This window comes from Nonomuraea bangladeshensis (assembly GCF_039529455.1).
GTDB lineage: Bacteria > Actinomycetota > Actinomycetes > Streptosporangiales > Streptosporangiaceae > Nonomuraea > Nonomuraea bangladeshensis.
Genome location: NZ_BAAAMV010000008.1, coordinates 264,101 through 280,422 on the forward strand (window position 1 = coordinate 264,101; position 16,322 = coordinate 280,422).

General features: G+C 72.0%; 17 protein-coding genes. 6 read left to right on the plus strand and 11 right to left on the minus strand.

What is annotated here, in order from left to right:
- Window positions 1-29: 29 nt before the first annotated feature.
- Window positions 30-758 (plus strand): thymidine kinase, encoded by a 729-nt coding sequence (locus tag ABD292_RS27295; protein WP_344212114.1) that lies wholly within the window; start codon window positions 30-32, stop codon window positions 756-758.
- 38 nt (window positions 759-796) lie between these two features.
- On the opposite strand, the gene ABD292_RS27300 is transcribed toward ABD292_RS27295, so the two are convergent.
- From ABD292_RS27300 to ABD292_RS27310, 3 genes are all read right to left on the minus strand, one after another.
- A complete protein-coding gene (locus ABD292_RS27300) occupies window positions 797-1,468 on the minus strand; it encodes a DsbA family oxidoreductase (RefSeq protein ID WP_329574064.1) in 672 nt (223 codons plus the stop codon).
- Between the two features lie 53 nt (window positions 1,469-1,521).
- On the minus strand, window positions 1,522-2,418 hold the full coding sequence (locus tag ABD292_RS27305; protein WP_344212117.1) for a hypothetical protein: 897 nt from the start codon (window positions 2,416-2,418) through the stop codon (window positions 1,522-1,524).
- Window positions 2,419-2,483: 65 nt separating this feature from the next.
- Entirely contained in the window at window positions 2,484-3,236 is a 753-nt protein-coding gene (locus ABD292_RS27310) for an SRPBCC family protein (protein WP_344212119.1), read from the minus strand.
- A 131-nt stretch (window positions 3,237-3,367) separates the two neighbouring features.
- Here ABD292_RS27310 and ABD292_RS27315 point away from each other — a divergent pair, with 131 nt between their 5' ends.
- From ABD292_RS27315 to cydB, 3 genes are all read left to right on the plus strand, one after another.
- The gene (locus ABD292_RS27315) at window positions 3,368-4,231 is read left to right on the plus strand and encodes a polysaccharide deacetylase family protein (protein WP_344212121.1); all 864 of its coding nucleotides are present in this window, start codon (window positions 3,368-3,370) and stop codon (window positions 4,229-4,231) included.
- A 204-nt stretch (window positions 4,232-4,435) separates the two neighbouring features.
- Complete coding sequence (locus ABD292_RS27320; RefSeq protein WP_344212123.1) at window positions 4,436-5,782, plus strand: cytochrome ubiquinol oxidase subunit I; 1,347 nt, start codon at window positions 4,436-4,438, stop codon at window positions 5,780-5,782.
- Between the two features lie 17 nt (window positions 5,783-5,799).
- Complete coding sequence (gene cydB / locus ABD292_RS27325; RefSeq protein ID WP_344212125.1) at window positions 5,800-6,678, plus strand: cytochrome d ubiquinol oxidase subunit II; 879 nt, start codon at window positions 5,800-5,802, stop codon at window positions 6,676-6,678.
- A gap of 8 nt (window positions 6,679-6,686) precedes the next feature.
- Here cydB and ABD292_RS27330 read toward each other — a convergent pair whose 3' ends face one another.
- The 8 genes from ABD292_RS27330 to ABD292_RS27365 all read right to left on the minus strand — a co-directional run bounded on the left by ABD292_RS27330 (window position 6,687) and on the right by ABD292_RS27365 (window position 14,498).
- Window positions 6,687-7,118 (minus strand): hypothetical protein, encoded by a 432-nt coding sequence (locus ABD292_RS27330; protein ID WP_344212127.1) that lies wholly within the window; start codon window positions 7,116-7,118, stop codon window positions 6,687-6,689.
- A gap of 53 nt (window positions 7,119-7,171) precedes the next feature.
- On the minus strand, window positions 7,172-7,600 hold the full coding sequence (locus tag ABD292_RS27335; protein ID WP_344212129.1) for a hypothetical protein: 429 nt from the start codon (window positions 7,598-7,600) through the stop codon (window positions 7,172-7,174).
- 32 nt (window positions 7,601-7,632) lie between these two features.
- Entirely contained in the window at window positions 7,633-8,649 is a 1,017-nt protein-coding gene (locus ABD292_RS27340) for a leucine-rich repeat domain-containing protein (protein WP_344212131.1), read from the minus strand.
- 10 nt (window positions 8,650-8,659) lie between these two features.
- Window positions 8,660-11,011, minus strand: a complete 2,352-nt coding sequence (gene cutA, locus ABD292_RS27345; RefSeq protein WP_344212133.1) for an aerobic carbon-monoxide dehydrogenase large subunit — start codon at window positions 11,009-11,011, stop codon at window positions 8,660-8,662.
- The gene (locus tag ABD292_RS27350; RefSeq protein WP_344212135.1) at window positions 11,008-11,484 is read right to left on the minus strand and encodes a (2Fe-2S)-binding protein; all 477 of its coding nucleotides are present in this window, start codon (window positions 11,482-11,484) and stop codon (window positions 11,008-11,010) included. The genes cutA and ABD292_RS27350 overlap by 4 nt, the downstream gene beginning before the upstream one ends.
- Window positions 11,474-12,313 (minus strand): FAD binding domain-containing protein, encoded by an 840-nt coding sequence (locus ABD292_RS27355; RefSeq protein WP_344212137.1) that lies wholly within the window; start codon window positions 12,311-12,313, stop codon window positions 11,474-11,476. The genes ABD292_RS27350 and ABD292_RS27355 overlap by 11 nt, the downstream gene beginning before the upstream one ends.
- Window positions 12,310-13,731, minus strand: a complete 1,422-nt coding sequence (locus tag ABD292_RS27360; protein WP_344212139.1) for a uracil-xanthine permease family protein — start codon at window positions 13,729-13,731, stop codon at window positions 12,310-12,312. The genes ABD292_RS27355 and ABD292_RS27360 overlap by 4 nt, the downstream gene beginning before the upstream one ends.
- A gap of 296 nt (window positions 13,732-14,027) precedes the next feature.
- On the minus strand, window positions 14,028-14,498 hold the full coding sequence (locus tag ABD292_RS27365; RefSeq protein WP_344212141.1) for an ATP-binding protein: 471 nt from the start codon (window positions 14,496-14,498) through the stop codon (window positions 14,028-14,030).
- Between the two features lie 401 nt (window positions 14,499-14,899).
- On the opposite strand from ABD292_RS27365, the gene ABD292_RS27370 reads away from it, so the two are divergent.
- Both ABD292_RS27370 and ABD292_RS27375 read left to right on the plus strand, forming a co-directional pair.
- Entirely contained in the window at window positions 14,900-15,454 is a 555-nt protein-coding gene (locus ABD292_RS27370; protein WP_344212143.1) for a hypothetical protein, read from the plus strand.
- Entirely contained in the window at window positions 15,448-15,915 is a 468-nt protein-coding gene (locus ABD292_RS27375; protein WP_344212145.1) for a hypothetical protein, read from the plus strand. The genes ABD292_RS27370 and ABD292_RS27375 overlap by 7 nt, the downstream gene beginning before the upstream one ends.
- Window positions 15,916-16,322 lie beyond the last annotated feature (407 nt).

A 16,322-nucleotide genomic window follows, 5' to 3' on the forward strand; every position in this document is an offset into this window, starting at 1 on the left:
AACAAGCCAAGCCACTAAGCTGGCGGCCCGTGACCCAATCGTCTGCCTTGTCGCCGGTGCCGTCCGGGGCGCGGGATGCCGTGCTGAAGTTCTACTTCGGCCCCATGGACTGCGGGAAGTCCACCCTCGCGCTTCAGATGAACTACAACCACGCGAGACAGGGCCGGCGCGGCCTGGTGCTCACCAAGCACGACCGCTCGGGCGGACCCCAGGTGACCAGCCGCATCGGGCTCGGGCTGGAGGCCGTCGAGGTGGAGGACGGTCTCGACCTCGTCCGGCTGGTGACCTCGTACGATCGCGTCGACTACCTCATCTGCGACGAGGCGTGCTTCTACAGCGTCGAGCAGATCGAGCAGCTCGCCGACCTGGTGGACGAGCACGGCGTGGACGTCTACGCCTTCGGGCTCGCCTCCGACTTCCGTTCGGTGATGTTCCCGGCCGCGCAGCGGCTGTTCGAGCTGGCCGACGAGGTGTGCCGGCTGCAGGTCGAGGTGCTGTGCTGGTGCGGGCGGCCCGGGCAGCTCAACGCGCGGGTGGTGGGCGGCGTGATGGCGCGGACCGGGGAGCAGGTGGTCATCGGCGACACCGACGACTCGCCGGTGCGCTACCAGGTGCTCTGCCGCCGCCACCACCGGTCCGGGCAGCTCGGCGAGGGCACCCCCGCCGACCGGCCCGGACCGATCGAAGAGGGCACCCCCGCCGACCGGTCCGGCCGGCTTGACGACGTCCTCGCGCCGGCCGCTCAGACCGCGCAGTAGCCCGTCAAGCCCGCCGTCTCAGACGGCCTCAGACGGCCTCAGACGGCGCAGTAGCCGTCGTCGTCGCAGCCCTCCGCGGGCGCGGCCAGCTGCGTGATCGGCTGCTGGCCGGTGCGCTCGGCCACCTCGTCGATGGCCGCGTCGAACGCCTCCTGCGGCTGCGCGCCCGACACCGCGAACTTGCCCTCGAACAGGAACAGCGGCACGCCGGTGATGCCGAGCGACCGCGCCCGCGCGATCTGCTCGCGTACCTGCTCGGCGCCCTCCCCGGTGTCCTCGACGCCGGTCTCCGCGGCCAGCTCGGCGAGCACCGCGGGGTCGGCCACGTTGCGGCCCTCGGCGAAGTGCGCGCGGAACAGCCGCTCGGCCATCTCGCCGCCGCGGCCCTGCCGGGTGGCCAGCTCGATGAGGCGGTGCGCCTCGAACGTGTTCGCGCTCACGCCCTTGTCGTAGTCCATGGCCAGGCCGTCGGCGGCGGCCACGCCGGCCACCCGCTGCACCATCTGGGAGGCGTTCGGCCCGAACTTGCGCTCCAGCATCGGGATCATCGGCTCGCCCTCGTGCGAGGCGTCCGGATCGAGCTGGAACGGGCGCATCGTCACCTCGATCGTGCCGCCCCTGGCCCGGAACCGCTCGGCCGACTTGAGGAACCTGGCATGCCCGATGTAACACCAGGGACACGCGACATCGGAGAATATTTCCACCTTCACGCCAGGGGACAACCCCGGCGGCCCGCGACCGATTCCTGCCCGCCGGCGGGGCGTCAGCCGGCGGCCAGCTCCTCCAGCCGGTACGGCAGGTACGCCGAGTCGTCCACCAGCGCCGACACCCCCCGCCACCAGCCGAACCACTCGCCGCTGCGCCACATCCAGTCGACCCGCTCGATGGCCGCCACCACGTCGCCGACCGTCTCCCAGGTCTCGCCGAGCTGGTCGCGGGTGGCCCCGTGACGCAGCGCCCAGGCGCGCAGGATGCCGGAGGCCCGTGCGGGGACCTCGCGGGCGTACGGGTCGGGGTGCTCGCCGGGCAGCCGGTGCGGCCCGAGCCCGGCCGCCACGCCCCAGCTCCACTGGGCCTCGGCCGGACGGGAGTAGCGCAGCGACTGGAAGTCCAGGTTGGAGCCCAGCTCCTCGTCGGCCCGCCGGGTGACGACCGCGTCGAGCCGGCCGCCGGCGTCGAAGTGCACGACGAGCCGCTGCCCCGGCCGGACGCCCGGCGGCAGCGCGAAGCGGTCCTCCGCCTGCCAGGAGTTGAGGTCGACCTGGGCGACCGGCGCGCCCCAGAGCTGGTCGGCGGCGTCGTCGGCGATCCAGGCGGCGAGCATCTCCAGCGCGGTCAGGTCGGTCCACGGCTCGATCGCCACGGCCGTGCGGATCACCTCGTCGGGCGGCGGCAGCTTGCCGCCCCGGGCGCGGGTCCACCAGGCGGCGCCCAGCTCGCGGGTGCCGACCAGCAGCGCGGCGAGGGCGGCCAGCTCGGCCGAGCGCCGGGTCAGCGCGGCGCCGAGTGCCAGGTCGAGCGCGCGGCCGGTGCGCTCGTCCCCCAGCACCGGACGCACGTCGGCGATCAGGGTCCGGGCGGACGGCCGCTCCTCGCCCAGCAGGTCACGTACGATTCTCCTGGCTTCGGTCCGTGCGTCTTCAGCGTGTTCCTGCCGCATATCGCCACGTTACGCCGGGAGATCCTTTTCCGCGAGAGGCCGTGGCCCTCCCGGAGAGCGATCTCTCAGGGGCGGGAGCGGCGGCCTGGCCTGGCGAGCAGCCAGCCCACCGCGACGCCCGCGAGCGCCACGCCCGCGCCCGTGCCGAAGGAGGCGAGCATCACCCACGGACGGGTGGTGGTGTGGGCGGCGCCGGGCTTGGGCGGCCGCTCGTAGACGGCCCCGGCCCGTGGAACCCCGGCCGCCGTCTCGGCCGGAGCCGTCTCGGCGAGCACGGGGGCGGGGGCGAAGGCGAAGGCGGGCGCTTCGGCCGAGGCTGGGGCTCCGGCGGAGGCTGCGGCTTCTGCGGGGACGGGGGCTGCGGCTCCGGCGGGAGCTGGGCAGAGGTGCTGTTCGACGGCCGAGAAGAACTCCCCCGCCGTCCGCTTGGCCACCGAGCCGAGCATGCGCTGCCCGACCCCGCCGATCATCCCGCCGATCACCGCCTCGGCGTCGTAGTCCACGCGGGTGCCGCCGGCGCCGTCCGCCTCGCTCAGCCGGAGCTGTACGGTCGCCTCCACAGTGCCGGGCGCGCCCTGCCCCCGCGCCCTGAGCGTGAAGCCCTCGCCCGGCACGGGCTCGGTCAGCACGACCTCCCCCTGGTAGACGCCCTTGATCGAGGCCACCCCCGCGTTGACCGTCATCCGGTACGCCCCGGGCCCGGTCTCCTCCAGCCGTTCGCAGCCGGGGATGGTGCGCACCAGCACCGCCGGGTCCTGGAGCGCCGCCCACAGTCGTTCCTTCTGCACGCCGATCACGGCGCTGCCCGCCACTCGCATGCCGCCACTCTAGGCAGCGCGGGCCCGCCGGATAAGGGCAACACCTGCCAGACGGCGGCGGTGTCGCACCGACAAGGGTCGTCCCGTGGGAGCCCCTGGGAGCCCCCCGAGAGATGGCAGGATGGTGCCTCGTGCGTCCAAGATCCCCGTTAGAAGCGCTCAGGCCCGCCTGCGTCGCGCTCGCGCTGCTGGCCGCCGCCTGCGCGCCGGGCGGCGACGCCACGCCCGACCAAGCCGGGCCCTCCGCGGCGCCGACGGGATCCGCGCCGCGCTCGTCCGCCCCGCCCCGCCCGCAGGGCCCGCCGGGGGCGCTCCCCCGGCCGGGCGAGGTGCGCCCCCTCCGCACCGGCGCGCTCCCCCCGGTGATCAGCTCGATCCCCACCAAGCGCAAGGTCGTCTTCCTCACCATCGACGACGGCTGGGAGCAGGACCCGGGCCTCGTCCGCCAGGTACGCGACCAGCGCATCCCCCTCACCGTCTTCGCGATGCGCGACGCGGTGGAGGCGAAGGGCACCCCCGACCAGTCGGGCGGCCAGGCCCGCTACGTCGGCGCCGGCAAGTGGGACTACTTCCGCGAGCTGCGCGAGGCGGGCTCCCCCGTCGAGAACCACACCCTCACCCACCCCGACCTGCGCACCCTCCCCTACGCCGCCCAGCGCCGCGAGCTGTGCGGCGCCTCCCGGCTGATCGGGAAGGAGCTGGGGGCCCGCCCGACCCTGTTCCGCCCGCCGTACGGCTCCTACAACACCGACACCCTGCGGGCCGCGAAGAGCTGCGGCATGTCCGCCGTGCTCCTCTGGACCGCCACCGTCCAGCCCGGCGGCAAGATCGCCTACCAGGTGCCCGACAAGCAGCTGCGCCCGGGCGACATCCTCCTGCTGCACTTCCGCCCCAACCTGGCGCGCGACTTCCGCGTCCTGGTGAAGAAGATCAAGCGCCGCGGCTACGAGCTCGGCAACCTCCAGGCCTACCTGGACGCCACTTTGGCCCGCTGACTCCGGGGTCCGCCGGGCGGGGTACCCCGGAATCAGCCCGGCGGGTGACGCCCCGGGCCGCCCTTCGGCGGCATTCTCGATACCCGGCAACCAGCACGTACGTAAGCGGATGTGACCAACGTCGCATCGCGTTGCTCTACGGCCTGTAGTACTACTAAGGGTAGATGTACTACAGCTTGTAGAGCTCAGGAGTCGACGGGGAAGATGGACGCACTTGACCTGGCACGGTGGCAGTTCGGGGTCACCACCGTGTACCACTTTCTGTTCGTGCCCCTGACCATCGGTCTGGGGATCTTCGTGGCCGGGCTGCAGACCGCCTGGCACCGCACCGGCAAAGAGCACTACCTGAAGCTCACGAAGTTCTTCGGCAAGCTGTTCCTGATCAACTTCGCCATGGGCGTGGTCACGGGCATCGTGCAGGAGTTCCAGTTCGGGATGAACTGGAGCGAGTACTCCACCTTCGTCGGCGACGTCTTCGGGGCGCCGCTGGCGATGGAGGCGCTGCTGGCCTTCTTCATGGAGTCCACGTTCCTGGGCCTGTGGATCTTCGGCTGGGACCGGCTGCCGAAGAAGGTGCACCTGGCCTGCATCTGGGCCGCGGCCATCGGCTCCAACCTGTCGGCGTACTTCATCCTGGCCGCCAACGCCTGGATGAAGCACCCGGTCGGGTACGAGGTCGTGGACGGCAAGGCCCGCATGACCGACCTGTGGGCGGTGCTGACCAACTCCACGGCGCTCGCCCAGGTCCCGCACGTGGTCGGGGCGGCGTTCATCGTGGCGGGCGGGTTCGTGCTGGCCGTGTGCGGCTACTGGATGCTGCGGCGCAACGCGCCCATGTGGCGCAGCGCGGCGCGCGGCGCGCTGGTCATGACGGCGATCGCGGGGGCGGTCGTGGCCGGCACGGGCGACATGTCGGGCAAGCTGCTGTACGAGCAGCAGCCCATGAAGCTGGCCGCCGCCGAAGGTCTCCGGCACGACACCGCGGGCGCCGGGTTCAGCATCGTCCCCGGCATCGAGATCCCCCACGTCCTCAGCTTCCTCGCCACCAACGACCTCAACGCCACCGTCCAGGGCACCGAGGACCTGCAGCGCCGCTTCGAGCAGCAGTTCGGCCCCGGCGACTACCGCCCGGACCCGACCGTCGTCTTCTGGTCGTTCCGCCTGATGATCGGCTTCGGGATGGCCACCGTGGGCCTGTCGGTGCTCGGGCTCTGGCTGACCCGCCGCCGGCGCGAGTTCCCCCGGTGGCTGTCGCGGGCGCTGGTCGCGGCCCTGCCGCTGCCGCTGCTCGCGGTGATCGCCGGCTGGCTGCTGAGCGAGATCGGCCGCCAGCCGTGGACGGTGGCCGGCGAACTGCTGACCGCCGCCAGCGTCTCCCCCGGCGTGTCCCTGGCCGAAGTGGCGATCTCGCTCGCCGTCTTCACCCTCCTGTACGGCGCGCTCGCCGTGGCCGAGGCCGTGCTGCTGACCCGGCACGTACGCGAGGGCGTCCCCGAGCCCCAGCCCGCCCCCCTGGCCGAGCAGCGGCGCGAGCCGTCGCTCATGTACTGAGCAGAGGCACACCGACCATGATCAATCTCTGGTTCGTCATCATCGCCTTCCTCTGGACGGGTTACTTCGTGCTGGAGGGCTTCGACTTCGGCGTCGGCCTGCTGGCGCCCCTCCTCAGCAGGAACGACGCCGAGCAGCGGCAGAGCCTGCAGACCATCGGCCCCGTGTGGGACGGCAACGAGGTGTGGCTGATCACCGCGGTGGGCGCCATGTTCGCCGCCTTCCCCGCCTGGTACTCGGGGGTGTTCAGCGCGTTCTACCTCCAGATCACGCTGATCCTGGTGGGGCTGATCCTGCGCGGCGTGGGCCTGGAGTGGCGCGGCAAGGTGCGCAACCCGGCCTGGTGCGACATGGCGGTCATGGTGGGCAGCGGGCTGCCGGCGTTCCTGTGGGGCGCGGTCTTCGCCGACCTGCTGTTCGGCAGCCCGGTCGCGGCGGTGCTGGGCGGCGCGTTCACGCTGGCCGTGTGCGTCCTGCACGGCGCGGTGTTCCTGGCGCTCAGGACCACCGGCCCGATCCGCCACCGGGCCCGCCTCGCCGCCATGGCGGCCGGCGCCGCGGTCATCCCGGTCGCCGTGCTCGCGCTGTCCAACCTGGGGACGTTCCCCGCCCTCGCCGCGATGGCGGCGCTCGCCGCGGCGGCGGCGCTGATCTGGCGGCGCAGGGAGGGCTGGGCGTTCACGGCCACGGCCGCCGCCATCGTGCTGTCCACGCTCGCGGTCTTCATGGAGCTGCGGGTGCGGCCGCTGCCGGGGCTGACCCTGGCGGAGGCGGCCTCCGGGGCGTACACGCTGACGATGCTGAGCTGGATCGGGCTGATCGCGCTCCCGTTCGTCCTGGTCTACCAGGGCTGGACGTACTACGTGTTCAGGAAGCGGGTCCGCGTGGCCGCCTGAAAGGCGGCTCAGCCGACCACCTTCATCTGCTTCGTGCGGTGGTCGGTCAGGTGGAGGTCACCGCCGAGACGTTCGCGCAGCAGATCGAGCACCTGGCGGCCGGACAGCACCGTCCACAGGTTGCCGACCAGGTGCGGGTTGTACTCGGGTGCGGCGTCCATCCAGGCGTCCTTGCCCGCCTGGGAGGCGAACGTGGTCACGAAGAACTCGCCGTCGGGGGTCCGGCAGTAGCCCGTACGGAGTTCGGCGGCGTCGACCTGGATGCGCGGCTTGCAGCCGACCTTGGCGGCGAGCTGCTCGACGGAGGGCGGGGCGGCGCCGGCCCGGCCGCCCGCGCCGGCCGGGCCGGAAGGACCGCCGCCGCTCCAGCTGCCCTGGGAGCAGGCGGCGGCCAGCCCGGCCAGCAGCACGACGGCCGCCAGACGTGGAAATGTCGTCATGTGCGGAGGTACGCAGCCCTTCCGGCTCCGGTTCGGCCCCATACCGGTTCGGGCTACTTCGGGGACGGCGTCTGCGAGACCCGGTGGTCCATGAGATGCAGGTCCCCGCTGAGCGGGGACTTGAGCTGCTCCAGCACCTCCAGCGGGCCGAGCACGGTCCAGCGCGGGCCGACCAGGTGCGGGTTGTACTCCGGCGCCTGGTCCATCCACTGGTCCTTCAGCTTCTCGGACTTGAAGGTGTTGACGAAGAACTCGCCGGCCTCGGTCTTGCAGTGGCCGGTGCGGATCTCCTCGCTGTCGACCTGCATCTTCGGCGTGCAGCCCACCTTGGCGGAGAGCTGTTCGACGGAGAGCGGGGTGGCGTTCGCCTGTTGCTGGTCGTTGCCCGCTGCGACGTAGCCGCCCCAGCCCCCCGAGGAGGAGCATCCGGCGACCAGTCCGGCCAGCAGCGCGAAAGCGGCCAGACGTGGAAATGTCGTCATGTGCGGAGGTACGCAGGGACGCGGGGTCCGGTTCAGCGCAGCACGACGCAGCCGCGCCCTTCGAGCACCCGCAGCACCTCGGGGTCGCCGTCGAGTTTGTTCCAGCGCAGGTCCAGCTTCTCCAGCGCGGTCAGCCCGGCGAGACCGTCGGGCAGCTCCCGCAGCCGGTTGGCCCGCAGGTCGAGATGGGTGAGGCGGGGCGGCAGGGCGTCCGGCAGCGCGCGGAGGTGGTTGCCGCGCAGGTCGAGCACGCGCAGCTCCGCGCAGCCGGCGAGGGCCGCGGGCAGGCGGGTGAGCCGGTTGCCCCGCAGGTGCAGCTCGCGCAGCCTGCTCAGCCGGCCGAACGACTCCGGCAGCGCCTCCAGCCGGTTGTTGTAGAGGCGCAGCTCGACCAGCGCGGCCATGTCGCCGAGCGCGTCGGGGAGGCGGGTCAGCCGGTTGTCGGTGAGGTTGAGGTAGGCGAGCCGGTCCAGCCGTCCGAGGGCCGCCGGCACCTCCGTGAAGGCGTTGTCGCTGAGGTAGAGGTAGTCGGTGAGCGGCAGGTCGCCGAGCTCGGGCGGGATCGTGGTGAGGCGGTTGTGGCCGAGGTCCAGCATGCGCAGCCGGGTCAGGCCGCCGACGGCCGCGGGGAGGTCCGTCAGGGCGTTCTCGGCCAGGTTGAGCGAGCGCAGCCCGGTGAGCTTCCACAGGGCGGCGGGGACGTCGGTCAGGCCGTTGGCGCCGGCGGCCAGGTGGCGGAGCGCGGGCGGCAGGCGGTCCGGGAGCTCGCGGACGCGGTTGCCGTACAGGAAGAGCGTCTCCAGGCCCGGCGGGCAGGAGGGGAAGGCCGTGAGCCGGTTGCCGTCCAGGTGCAGCGCCCGCAGCGCGCCGAGCCCGGACAGGTCGGGCAGGGCCGTGAGGGCGTTGCCGTCGAGCCGCAGCTCCTCCAGCGCCGCGAGCCCGCCCACCCGGACGGGCACCTCGGCGAGGTCGTTCCACGCCAGATCGACCACCCGGACGTCGTCCGGCACCTCGGGGAACACGGTCAGCCCGGAGGCAGGGGCACGCATGCCGCCGATCTTACGTGCCGCGCAGATGGAACAGGTCGGAGGGAGAGATGGGCATCCGGTCGATGGGGAAGCCCTCGGCGTCCTCGATCGCCGAGGCGATGACGGCGGAGACCGGGATCACGCCCGCCTCACCCGCGCCCTTGATGCCGAGCGGGTTGAGCGGCGACGGCGTCTCCAGGTGGGCGGTCTCGACGTGCGGCACCTCGGTGGCGTACGGCATGAGGAAGTCCATGAAGGAGGCGTTGAGCAGCTGCCCGTGCGGGTCGTAGACCATCCGCTCGTAGAGCGCGCCCCCGATGCCCTGCGCCACTCCCCCGTGGATCTGCCCCTCCACGATCATGGGGTTGATGAGCCGCCCGCAGTCGTGCACCACGGCGTAGCGCAGCACGCGGATCTCGGCCGTGTCGGGGTCGGTCTCGACGACGGCGGCGTGCATCCCGGCCGCGAACGTGGACCGGATCGGCGAGTAGTAGTCGCGCCCCTCCAGCCCCGGCTCCTCGCCCTCGGCCACCGGCGGCCGGTCGGGCGCGGCGGCACCCGCGAACTGGGTGGCCTTGGCGGTCTCCTCGTCGAAGGCGTAGCGCAGCGGGTTGGCCAGCACGGCGACCGTGGACAGGGGGACGGCCGCGTGCGGCGCCCCTGCCACGTGCACGATCCCGTCGGTGATCTCCAGGTCGGCGGGGTCGGCCTCCAGCGCGTCGGCGGCGATGCGCAGCGCCTTCTCGCGCACCTTGCGGCAGGCGAGCGCGATGGCGTTGCCGCTGACGACGGCGGCGCGGGAGGCGAAGGTGCCGACCGCGTAGCCGAACCTGCGGGTGTCGCCGGTGACCACGCTGATCCGCTCGATGGGCACGCCCAGCTCGCTCGCGGCGATCTGGGCGAAGGCCGTCTCGTGGCCCTGCCCCTGGGAGGTGAGCCCGGTGGAGACGTGCACCCGCCCGTCGGAGGTGATCTGCACGTGCCCGCCCTCGTACGGCCCCACGCCCGTGCCCTCGACGTAGCAGCCGATGCCGATGCCGCGCCCCGGCACGCGCTCGAAGGAGTCCCAGCCGATGAGCTCCTTCAGCAGGCGCAGCATCTCGGGGTAATCACCGCTGTCGTAGATGAGCGGCCGGCCGTCCTGGAAGGTCATCCCCTGGTCGTACGGGAACTCGCCGGGCCCGATGAAGTTGGCCGCGCGCACCTCGGTGCGGTCGCGCCCCAGGTGGCGGGCGATCTTGTCCATGGTGCGCTCCATGCAGAACACGCCCTGCGGGCGGCCCGCCCCCCGGTACGGCGTGACCTGCACGGTGTTGGTGTAGACGGAGCTGAACTCGACCCGGTACGCCCCGATCTTGTAGGGACCGAGCAGCTGCGTCGAGGTGACGATCGGGACGATGATCCCGTAGGGGGTGTAGGCCCCGTGGTCGTGCAGGATCGTCACGTCCAGGCCGAGCACGCGCCCGTCGTCGTCGAACCCGACGCGCACGTACTGCACCTGCCCGCGTTCGTGCGCCGAGGAGATGAAGTGCTCCCTGCGGTCCTCGGTCCACTTGACCTCGCGGCCGAGCGTCATCGCCGCCCACGGCACCAGGATCTCCTCCGGCCACGGGTGCACGATCTTGACGCCGAAGCCGCCGCCGACGTCCGGCGCGATGACCTCGACCTGCGGCAGCGGCAGGCCGAGCGCGGCGGCGACCGCCATGCGCACGCTGGTGGAGGTCTGGGTGCTGGAGTGGACGCGCAGGTCGCGGCCGTCCCAGCGGGCGTGGACGCCCCGGCCCTCCAGCGGCATGCTGGCGCTGCGCTCGATGTCGAGCCGGAAGGCGAGCGTGTGCGGCGCGGTCTCGATGGCCTCGCGGGCGCCGCGCCCGTCCGCGCCGGGCACCTCCTGGACCAGGTGCGCGCCGACGTTGCCGGGCACGTCCTCGTGGACGAGCGCCGCCCCCTGCACCGCCTCCTCCAGGCCGACGACCGGCTTCAGCACCTCGTAGTCGACCTCGATGAGCGCGCAGGCGTCCTCGGCGGCGTAGCGGTCGGCGGCCACCACCATGACCACCGGCTCGCCCACGTGCCTGACGACGTCCCTGGCCAGCGGGTACGCGGTCCGGCCGTGGGTGAGCGCCGGGTGCGGGATGAGCAGCGGCAGCGGCCGGCCGACCCGTTCGGGCAGGTCCTCCCACGTGTAGACGGCGACCAGGCCCTCGACGTCGAGCGCCGGGCCGACGTCGATGTCACGGATGCGGGCGTGCGCGTGCGGGGCGCGGACGAACGCGGCGGCGAGCGCGTCGGGGCCGAGGTCGTCGAGGTAGCGGCCGCCCCCGGTCAGCAGCCGGGGGTCCTCGCGCCGCTGGACCGGCTCCCCGAACAGCTTCGTCGTCATGCTTCCTCCGCCAGCAGCTCGGCGGCCCGGTGGACGGCCTTGACGATGTTCTGGTAGCCGGTGCAGCGGCACAGGTTGCCGGAGATGCCCTCCAGCACCTCCTCCTCGGTGGGGGCGGGGTTCGCCTCCAGGAACGCGGTCACCGTGCACAGGAAGCCGGGGGTGCAGAAGCCGCACTGCAGACCGTGGCACTCGGCGAAGGCCCGCTGCACTGGCGACAGCCCGCCCGGCCCGGCCAGCCCCTCGACAGTGGTGATCTCGCGGCCGTCCACGGTGACGGCGAACGTCAGGCACGAGCGCACCGGCTCGCCGTCGAGCAGCACCGTGCAGCAGCCGCAGACGCCGTGCTCGCAGCCGACGTGGGTGCCGGTCAGCCCGAGGTCGTGGCGCAGGCAGTCGGACAGCAGCCGCCTGGCCGGGACGCTCACCCGCCGGGCGGCGCCGTTCACCACGAGCGTGATCTCATGCTCCAAGGTTCTCCGCCTCCTGTGCGGCCTCGCGCAGGGCCCGCTCGGCCAGCACGCCCACGAGGTGGCGGCGGTAGGCGGCCGTGGCGTGGATGTCGTCGTCGGGTTCGGTCTCCTCCCGCACGGCACGCGCCGCCGCCGCCCAGTCGGGGGCGAGGGCGCTCACGTCCACCACGACGGGGACGGCGCCGACGCCGACGCAGGCCACCCGGGCGGCGCCGTCCGGGCTCACGACGGCGCACGCCCCGGCGAGCGCGTAGTCGCCGTGCCTGCGGGACACCTCGGCGAAGGCGCATCCCGCGCCCGGCGCGAGGTCGGGGAACCAGGCCGACACGGCCAGCTCGCCCGGCAGCACCGCCGACTCCATGGGGCCGGTGAAGAAGGCGGCGGCCGGGATGTCGCGCTGCACCACGGCCCCGTCGTGCCGGCGGGCCACCCGTACGGACCCGCCGAGCACCGCCAGCACGGCGGGCAGCTCGGCGGCCGGGTCGGCGTGGACGAGGCTGCCCACCACGGTGCCGCGGTTGCGGATCACCGGGTGGGCGACCAGTTTGAGCGCCCGCGTGAGCAGCGGGTGCGCGCCGGAGCGCTCGGCCTCGGCGTGCCGGGCCAGCGCCCCGACGCGTACGCCGCCGGGCTCGCGCCCGATGCCGCCGAGCCCGGCCACCCGGTTGACGTCCACGAGGTGCGCGGGCGCGACCAGGCGCATGTTGAGCATGGGGATGAGGCTCTGCCCGCCGGCCAGCACCTTGCCCTCCGCCCCGACCTCCGCGAGGGTGCGGAGCGCCGCGGCGAGGTCGCGCGGTGCGTGGTAGTCGAACGGCGGCGGCTTCACCCGGCCTCGTTCCCCGCCGGCGTGGCCGGTTGGAGCGGCCGCCCGGCGATGGCCCGCAGCAGGTGATAGCCGCCGAGCACGACGATGGTGCCGAGCGCGATGCCCTCCAGGGTGAGGTCGCCGCCCACGAAGTGGCTGACCGGCCCGATGGCGAGGATGATGCCGGCGCCGGTCGGCACCATGTTGACGGGGTCGGCGAAGTCCACCCGGTTCTCGATCCAGATCTTCGCGCCGAGCAGGCCGATCATGCCGTAGAGGATGACGGTGACGCCGCCGAGCACGCCGCCCGGCGTGGCCGCGACGAGCTGCCCGAACTTGGGGCACAGCCCGAACAGGATCGCGATCACGGCCGCGATGTAGTAGGCGGCGGTCGAGTAGACCTTGGTGGCGGCCATGACGCCGATGTTCTCGGCGTAGGTGGTGGTGGGCGAGCCGCCGACCGCGCTGGCGACCACGGTGGCCACGCCGTCGGCGGCGACCGCGCGGCCGACGTAGGGGTCGACGTCCGTCCCGGTCATCTCGCCGACGGCCTTGACGTGCCCGACGTTCTCCGCGACGAGCGCGATGACCGCGGGCAGCACCAGCAGCACCGCCGAGAAGCGGAAGTCCGGCCCGTGGAAGCTCGGCAGCCCGAACCAGTCGGCCTTGGCGACGCTGTCGAAGCTCACCCGGTCGTGCGGGAAGGCCGTGGCCAGGCAGTACGGGCCCTCGGGGGCACACGCGTTGCCGGCCGCGTCGCGCAGGTTGGCGCCGGGCAGCACGGAGGTGACCGGCCCGGCCAGGCGGTCCAGCACCCACGACAGCACGAACCCCGAGACCAGCCCGACCAGCACCCCGATCCGCCCGATGAAGCCCTTGAAGGCCACGATCACCACGAACGTGATGAGCATCGTGAGCAGCGCCACCCAGTGGTCCTGCGGCCAGTAGACGTCGGCCACCACGTAGGCGAGCCCGAACCCGATGAGCATGACCACCGCGCCGGTCACGACGGGCGGGAACACCCGGTGGATGATCTGCACGCCGAGGAAGTGGATGGCGACCCCGATGAGCGCCAGCACGAAGCCGACGACCAGGATCGCGCCGGTCACGACGGCGTCCGCGCCCGCCGTGTCGCCGCCGGCGACCGCGCGGATGGCGAGCACGCCCCCCACGAACGAGGCGCTGGTGCCGAGGTAGCTGGGCACCCTGCCCTTGACGATCAGCAGGAACAGGATCGTCGCCACGCCCGACATCATCACCGCGACGTTGGGGTCCAGCCCCATGACGAGGGGGAAGACGAACGTCGCGCCGAACATCGCGATCACGTGCTGCGCGCCGAACCCGACCATCCTGGGCCAGCTCAGCCGCTCGTCGGGCCTGACCACCTCGCCGGGCGCCAGATGCTTGCCGTCACCGTGTCTGGTCCATCCCCAAACCATGAGCGCCCCTTTTGCGCTGGGCCTTGCCGGCGACCCGTTTACCGTTGCGGGCACATTAGGCCCGCCCCGGTAGTCCTACACGGGCATGATCTGCCAAATCTGCGCGGCCCACCAGTGGGAACCTCGCGCACATGCCGATCTAGGCGACGTGAATGGAGAAACCGTCACCGCTCATGACGCCCGAGGAAGTCGAGCTCCGACCTCCGGCATGCGCCGGTCGGTGGCGCGGGCCATGGTCTGAAGCTCCGCGTGGTCGGGCGGCGGCCCAGGTCGTGAGGGGAGCTCGTACTAGCCGGTCAGTGTCGCCCAGACCCGGTGACCCACCTGGTCGTCCCCCTCATGGCCGAAGTCGTCGGCGACCGCCGCGACGATGGCCAGCCCCCTGCCCCGTACGGCATCGAACCGGCAGCGCCGTCCGAAGCGGGGAACGCCGCCCCAGCCGCAGTCGTAGACGCGACGGTGACCGCGACCGTCGTCCGGGCCAGTTCGATGATGAACGTGCCTCTGGAACGACCGCTGCCGGTGTGCCTGATCGCGTTCGTGGCCAGCTCGGCGACGGCGACCTCGGCATCGTCACGACGGGACGAGTCGGCGAAGAGGTAGCGGACGAAGTGCCGGGCCCGCGGCACCTGGTCCTCCGTCCCGGGGAACGTCCGCCGCCACATCAGGCCGCCCGGCATGAGGCCGATCATCGCCTCGACGAGTACGGGCTGAACGGCATGCGATTCCCGTTGTGCGGGGATGAATGCGGTGGTGGCCTCGGGCACGGAATTCTCCCTTCGCAGCACTTTTCTCTTTCCGCTTTCAGCGCGTACGAGTAGCGTGATCGATGCGCGCGACCGGTCGCGCGCATTTCGCGTTCAAATCGTTCAGGGCTGTTCAGGGATCGCGAATCAGCGGAGGGGCGGCAGTCGATGGGAAGCAGGTTCGGCCAGGTCATGAGGTGCCTGCGAGGCGACTCGACGGTGCGCGCGTTCGCGCGGCGCGCGAACATCAGCGCCAGCTAGTGTCCATGCTGGAAAAAGGCGACGTAAACCCTTCCGTGAAGCTCGCCATATCTCTGGACAGAGACCTGGCCGCGAACGTCGGACTGCTAACGGCATTTGTGGCAGATGCAATAGAACACCGTAATGTCCCGTCCGAGACGCCTATCCATCAGGATGGTTTCGTGCCTACCCTGGTCACGGATAACGCCGGCGACGAGGACGGGGAGGACGCCACGAACCGCCGACAAATGCTCCGACTGGCCGGCGCCGCCGCCATGGGGACTGTCATCGACGACGAGGCGACCAGACGACGACTCAACGACGCCATGGGCGCGCACCGCAGCCTCGACGATTGGAGCACCGCCCACGAGGACCACCTGCACGCCCTCCGGACCCGCCCACCCGCGCAGGTCGCCCACGACCTCTCCATCGACCTGGACACCCTCTCCCGGCAGATCGAGCTCGCCAAGGGCAGCGAACTCGTGGAGCTGCACCGGGTGACCGCGCTGCTCGCCGCCATCCAGGCCAACGCCTTCACCGGCTGGCCCAGCACGGTACGGCCCTGCGCTAGTGGGAGACCGCCCGCTGGGCCGCCGACGCGAGCCGCGACCTCGACATCCGCCTCCTGGTACGCACCGAGGAAGCGGGCCACGGCCTGTACGGACAGCGGTCACCTCAGTCCGTCCTGCGACTTCTGGCCGAGGCCGAGCACCTCGCCGGCCAACGACCGATGCTGAGCCTGGCCGGGATCAGGGCCAAAGCCCTGTCCAAGATGGGCCGCCACGCCGAGGCCGAGGAAGCGCTGAACAGGATGACCGACCTGGCCGATCGGGGCGTGCGCGGCGACGCACAGGGCTTCTGGACCCCGAACGAACTCTACTTCTCCCAGAGCTGGGTGTACGCCGCCATGGGCAGGGAGGAAGCAGCGGCACGAGCCCGCGAGGAACTGCTCCGCCTGACGTCCACTTATGTGTACGAGACCAACATCCAACTGCACGCGGCATGGGCCGCCATCGTCAGCGGCGGCGTGGAGCAAGGGGCGAGCCAGGCGGCCACCACCATGGCCTCCGTCCCCGAACAATTCCGCACCGTCCACGTCCTGGAGACCGCCAGGATGACCCTCAGAGCAGTGCCCATCGAACACCGGACACACCGAGCGGTGGGCGAACTGCGCGCGATCCTGGCCGACAGCGCATGACCAACACCTGAGCCGCGCACAAGTACGGCCAACGTACCCAGCGCGGACAGGCGCCAGATCCAGATGACTGTCGTCGCGGTGTCCAAGTGGTCCATGACGGCGACGCAGTCGTCGCAGATCAGGCTAGCTATGAGACGCTTCGCCCTCTCTGTCGGACTGCTGCGGGACGCACTCAGGTAGGGCAGGTAGGGAGTAAGCAGGCCAGACCGCCCGGCCGCCGCGGCCAGCCGGTTCTCGACCGCATGGGCGCGGGCGAACTTGCGGACGGTGGCCGGCACAGAAACATCAACCTCAGCTACTCAGCCCGAATTTCGCCCTGAAGATCGATAAATGAAGAAGGTGACTCCGACCTGCGATGATCTGACTGCTTAGATCAAGACATCGCACAGAACGGACGCACCTTCCGG

What these genes read in the sequence shown, in the direction of transcription:
- ABD292_RS27305 (WP_344212117.1), bottom strand. Translation starts at nt 2,418, where the DNA reads ATGCGGCAGGAACACGCTGAAGACGCACGGACCGAAGCCAGGAGAATC.
- ABD292_RS27310 (WP_344212119.1), bottom strand. Translation starts at nt 3,236, where the DNA reads ATGCGAGTGGCGGGCAGCGCCGTGATCGGCGTGCAGAAGGAACGACTG.
- ABD292_RS27320 (WP_344212123.1), top strand. Translation starts at nt 4,436, where the DNA reads ATGGACGCACTTGACCTGGCACGGTGGCAGTTCGGGGTCACCACCGTG.
- cydB (WP_344212125.1), top strand. Translation starts at nt 5,800, where the DNA reads ATGATCAATCTCTGGTTCGTCATCATCGCCTTCCTCTGGACGGGTTAC.
- ABD292_RS27330 (WP_344212127.1), bottom strand. Translation starts at nt 7,118, where the DNA reads ATGACGACATTTCCACGTCTGGCGGCCGTCGTGCTGCTGGCCGGGCTG.
- ABD292_RS27335 (WP_344212129.1), bottom strand. Translation starts at nt 7,600, where the DNA reads ATGACGACATTTCCACGTCTGGCCGCTTTCGCGCTGCTGGCCGGACTG.
- ABD292_RS27340 (WP_344212131.1), bottom strand. Translation starts at nt 8,649, where the DNA reads ATGCGTGCCCCTGCCTCCGGGCTGACCGTGTTCCCCGAGGTGCCGGAC.
- cutA (WP_344212133.1), bottom strand. Translation starts at nt 11,011, where the DNA reads ATGACGACGAAGCTGTTCGGGGAGCCGGTCCAGCGGCGCGAGGACCCC.
- ABD292_RS27360 (WP_344212139.1), bottom strand. Translation starts at nt 13,731, where the DNA reads ATGGTTTGGGGATGGACCAGACACGGTGACGGCAAGCATCTGGCGCCC.
- ABD292_RS27375 (WP_344212145.1), top strand. Translation starts at nt 15,448, where the DNA reads ATGCTGAGCCTGGCCGGGATCAGGGCCAAAGCCCTGTCCAAGATGGGC.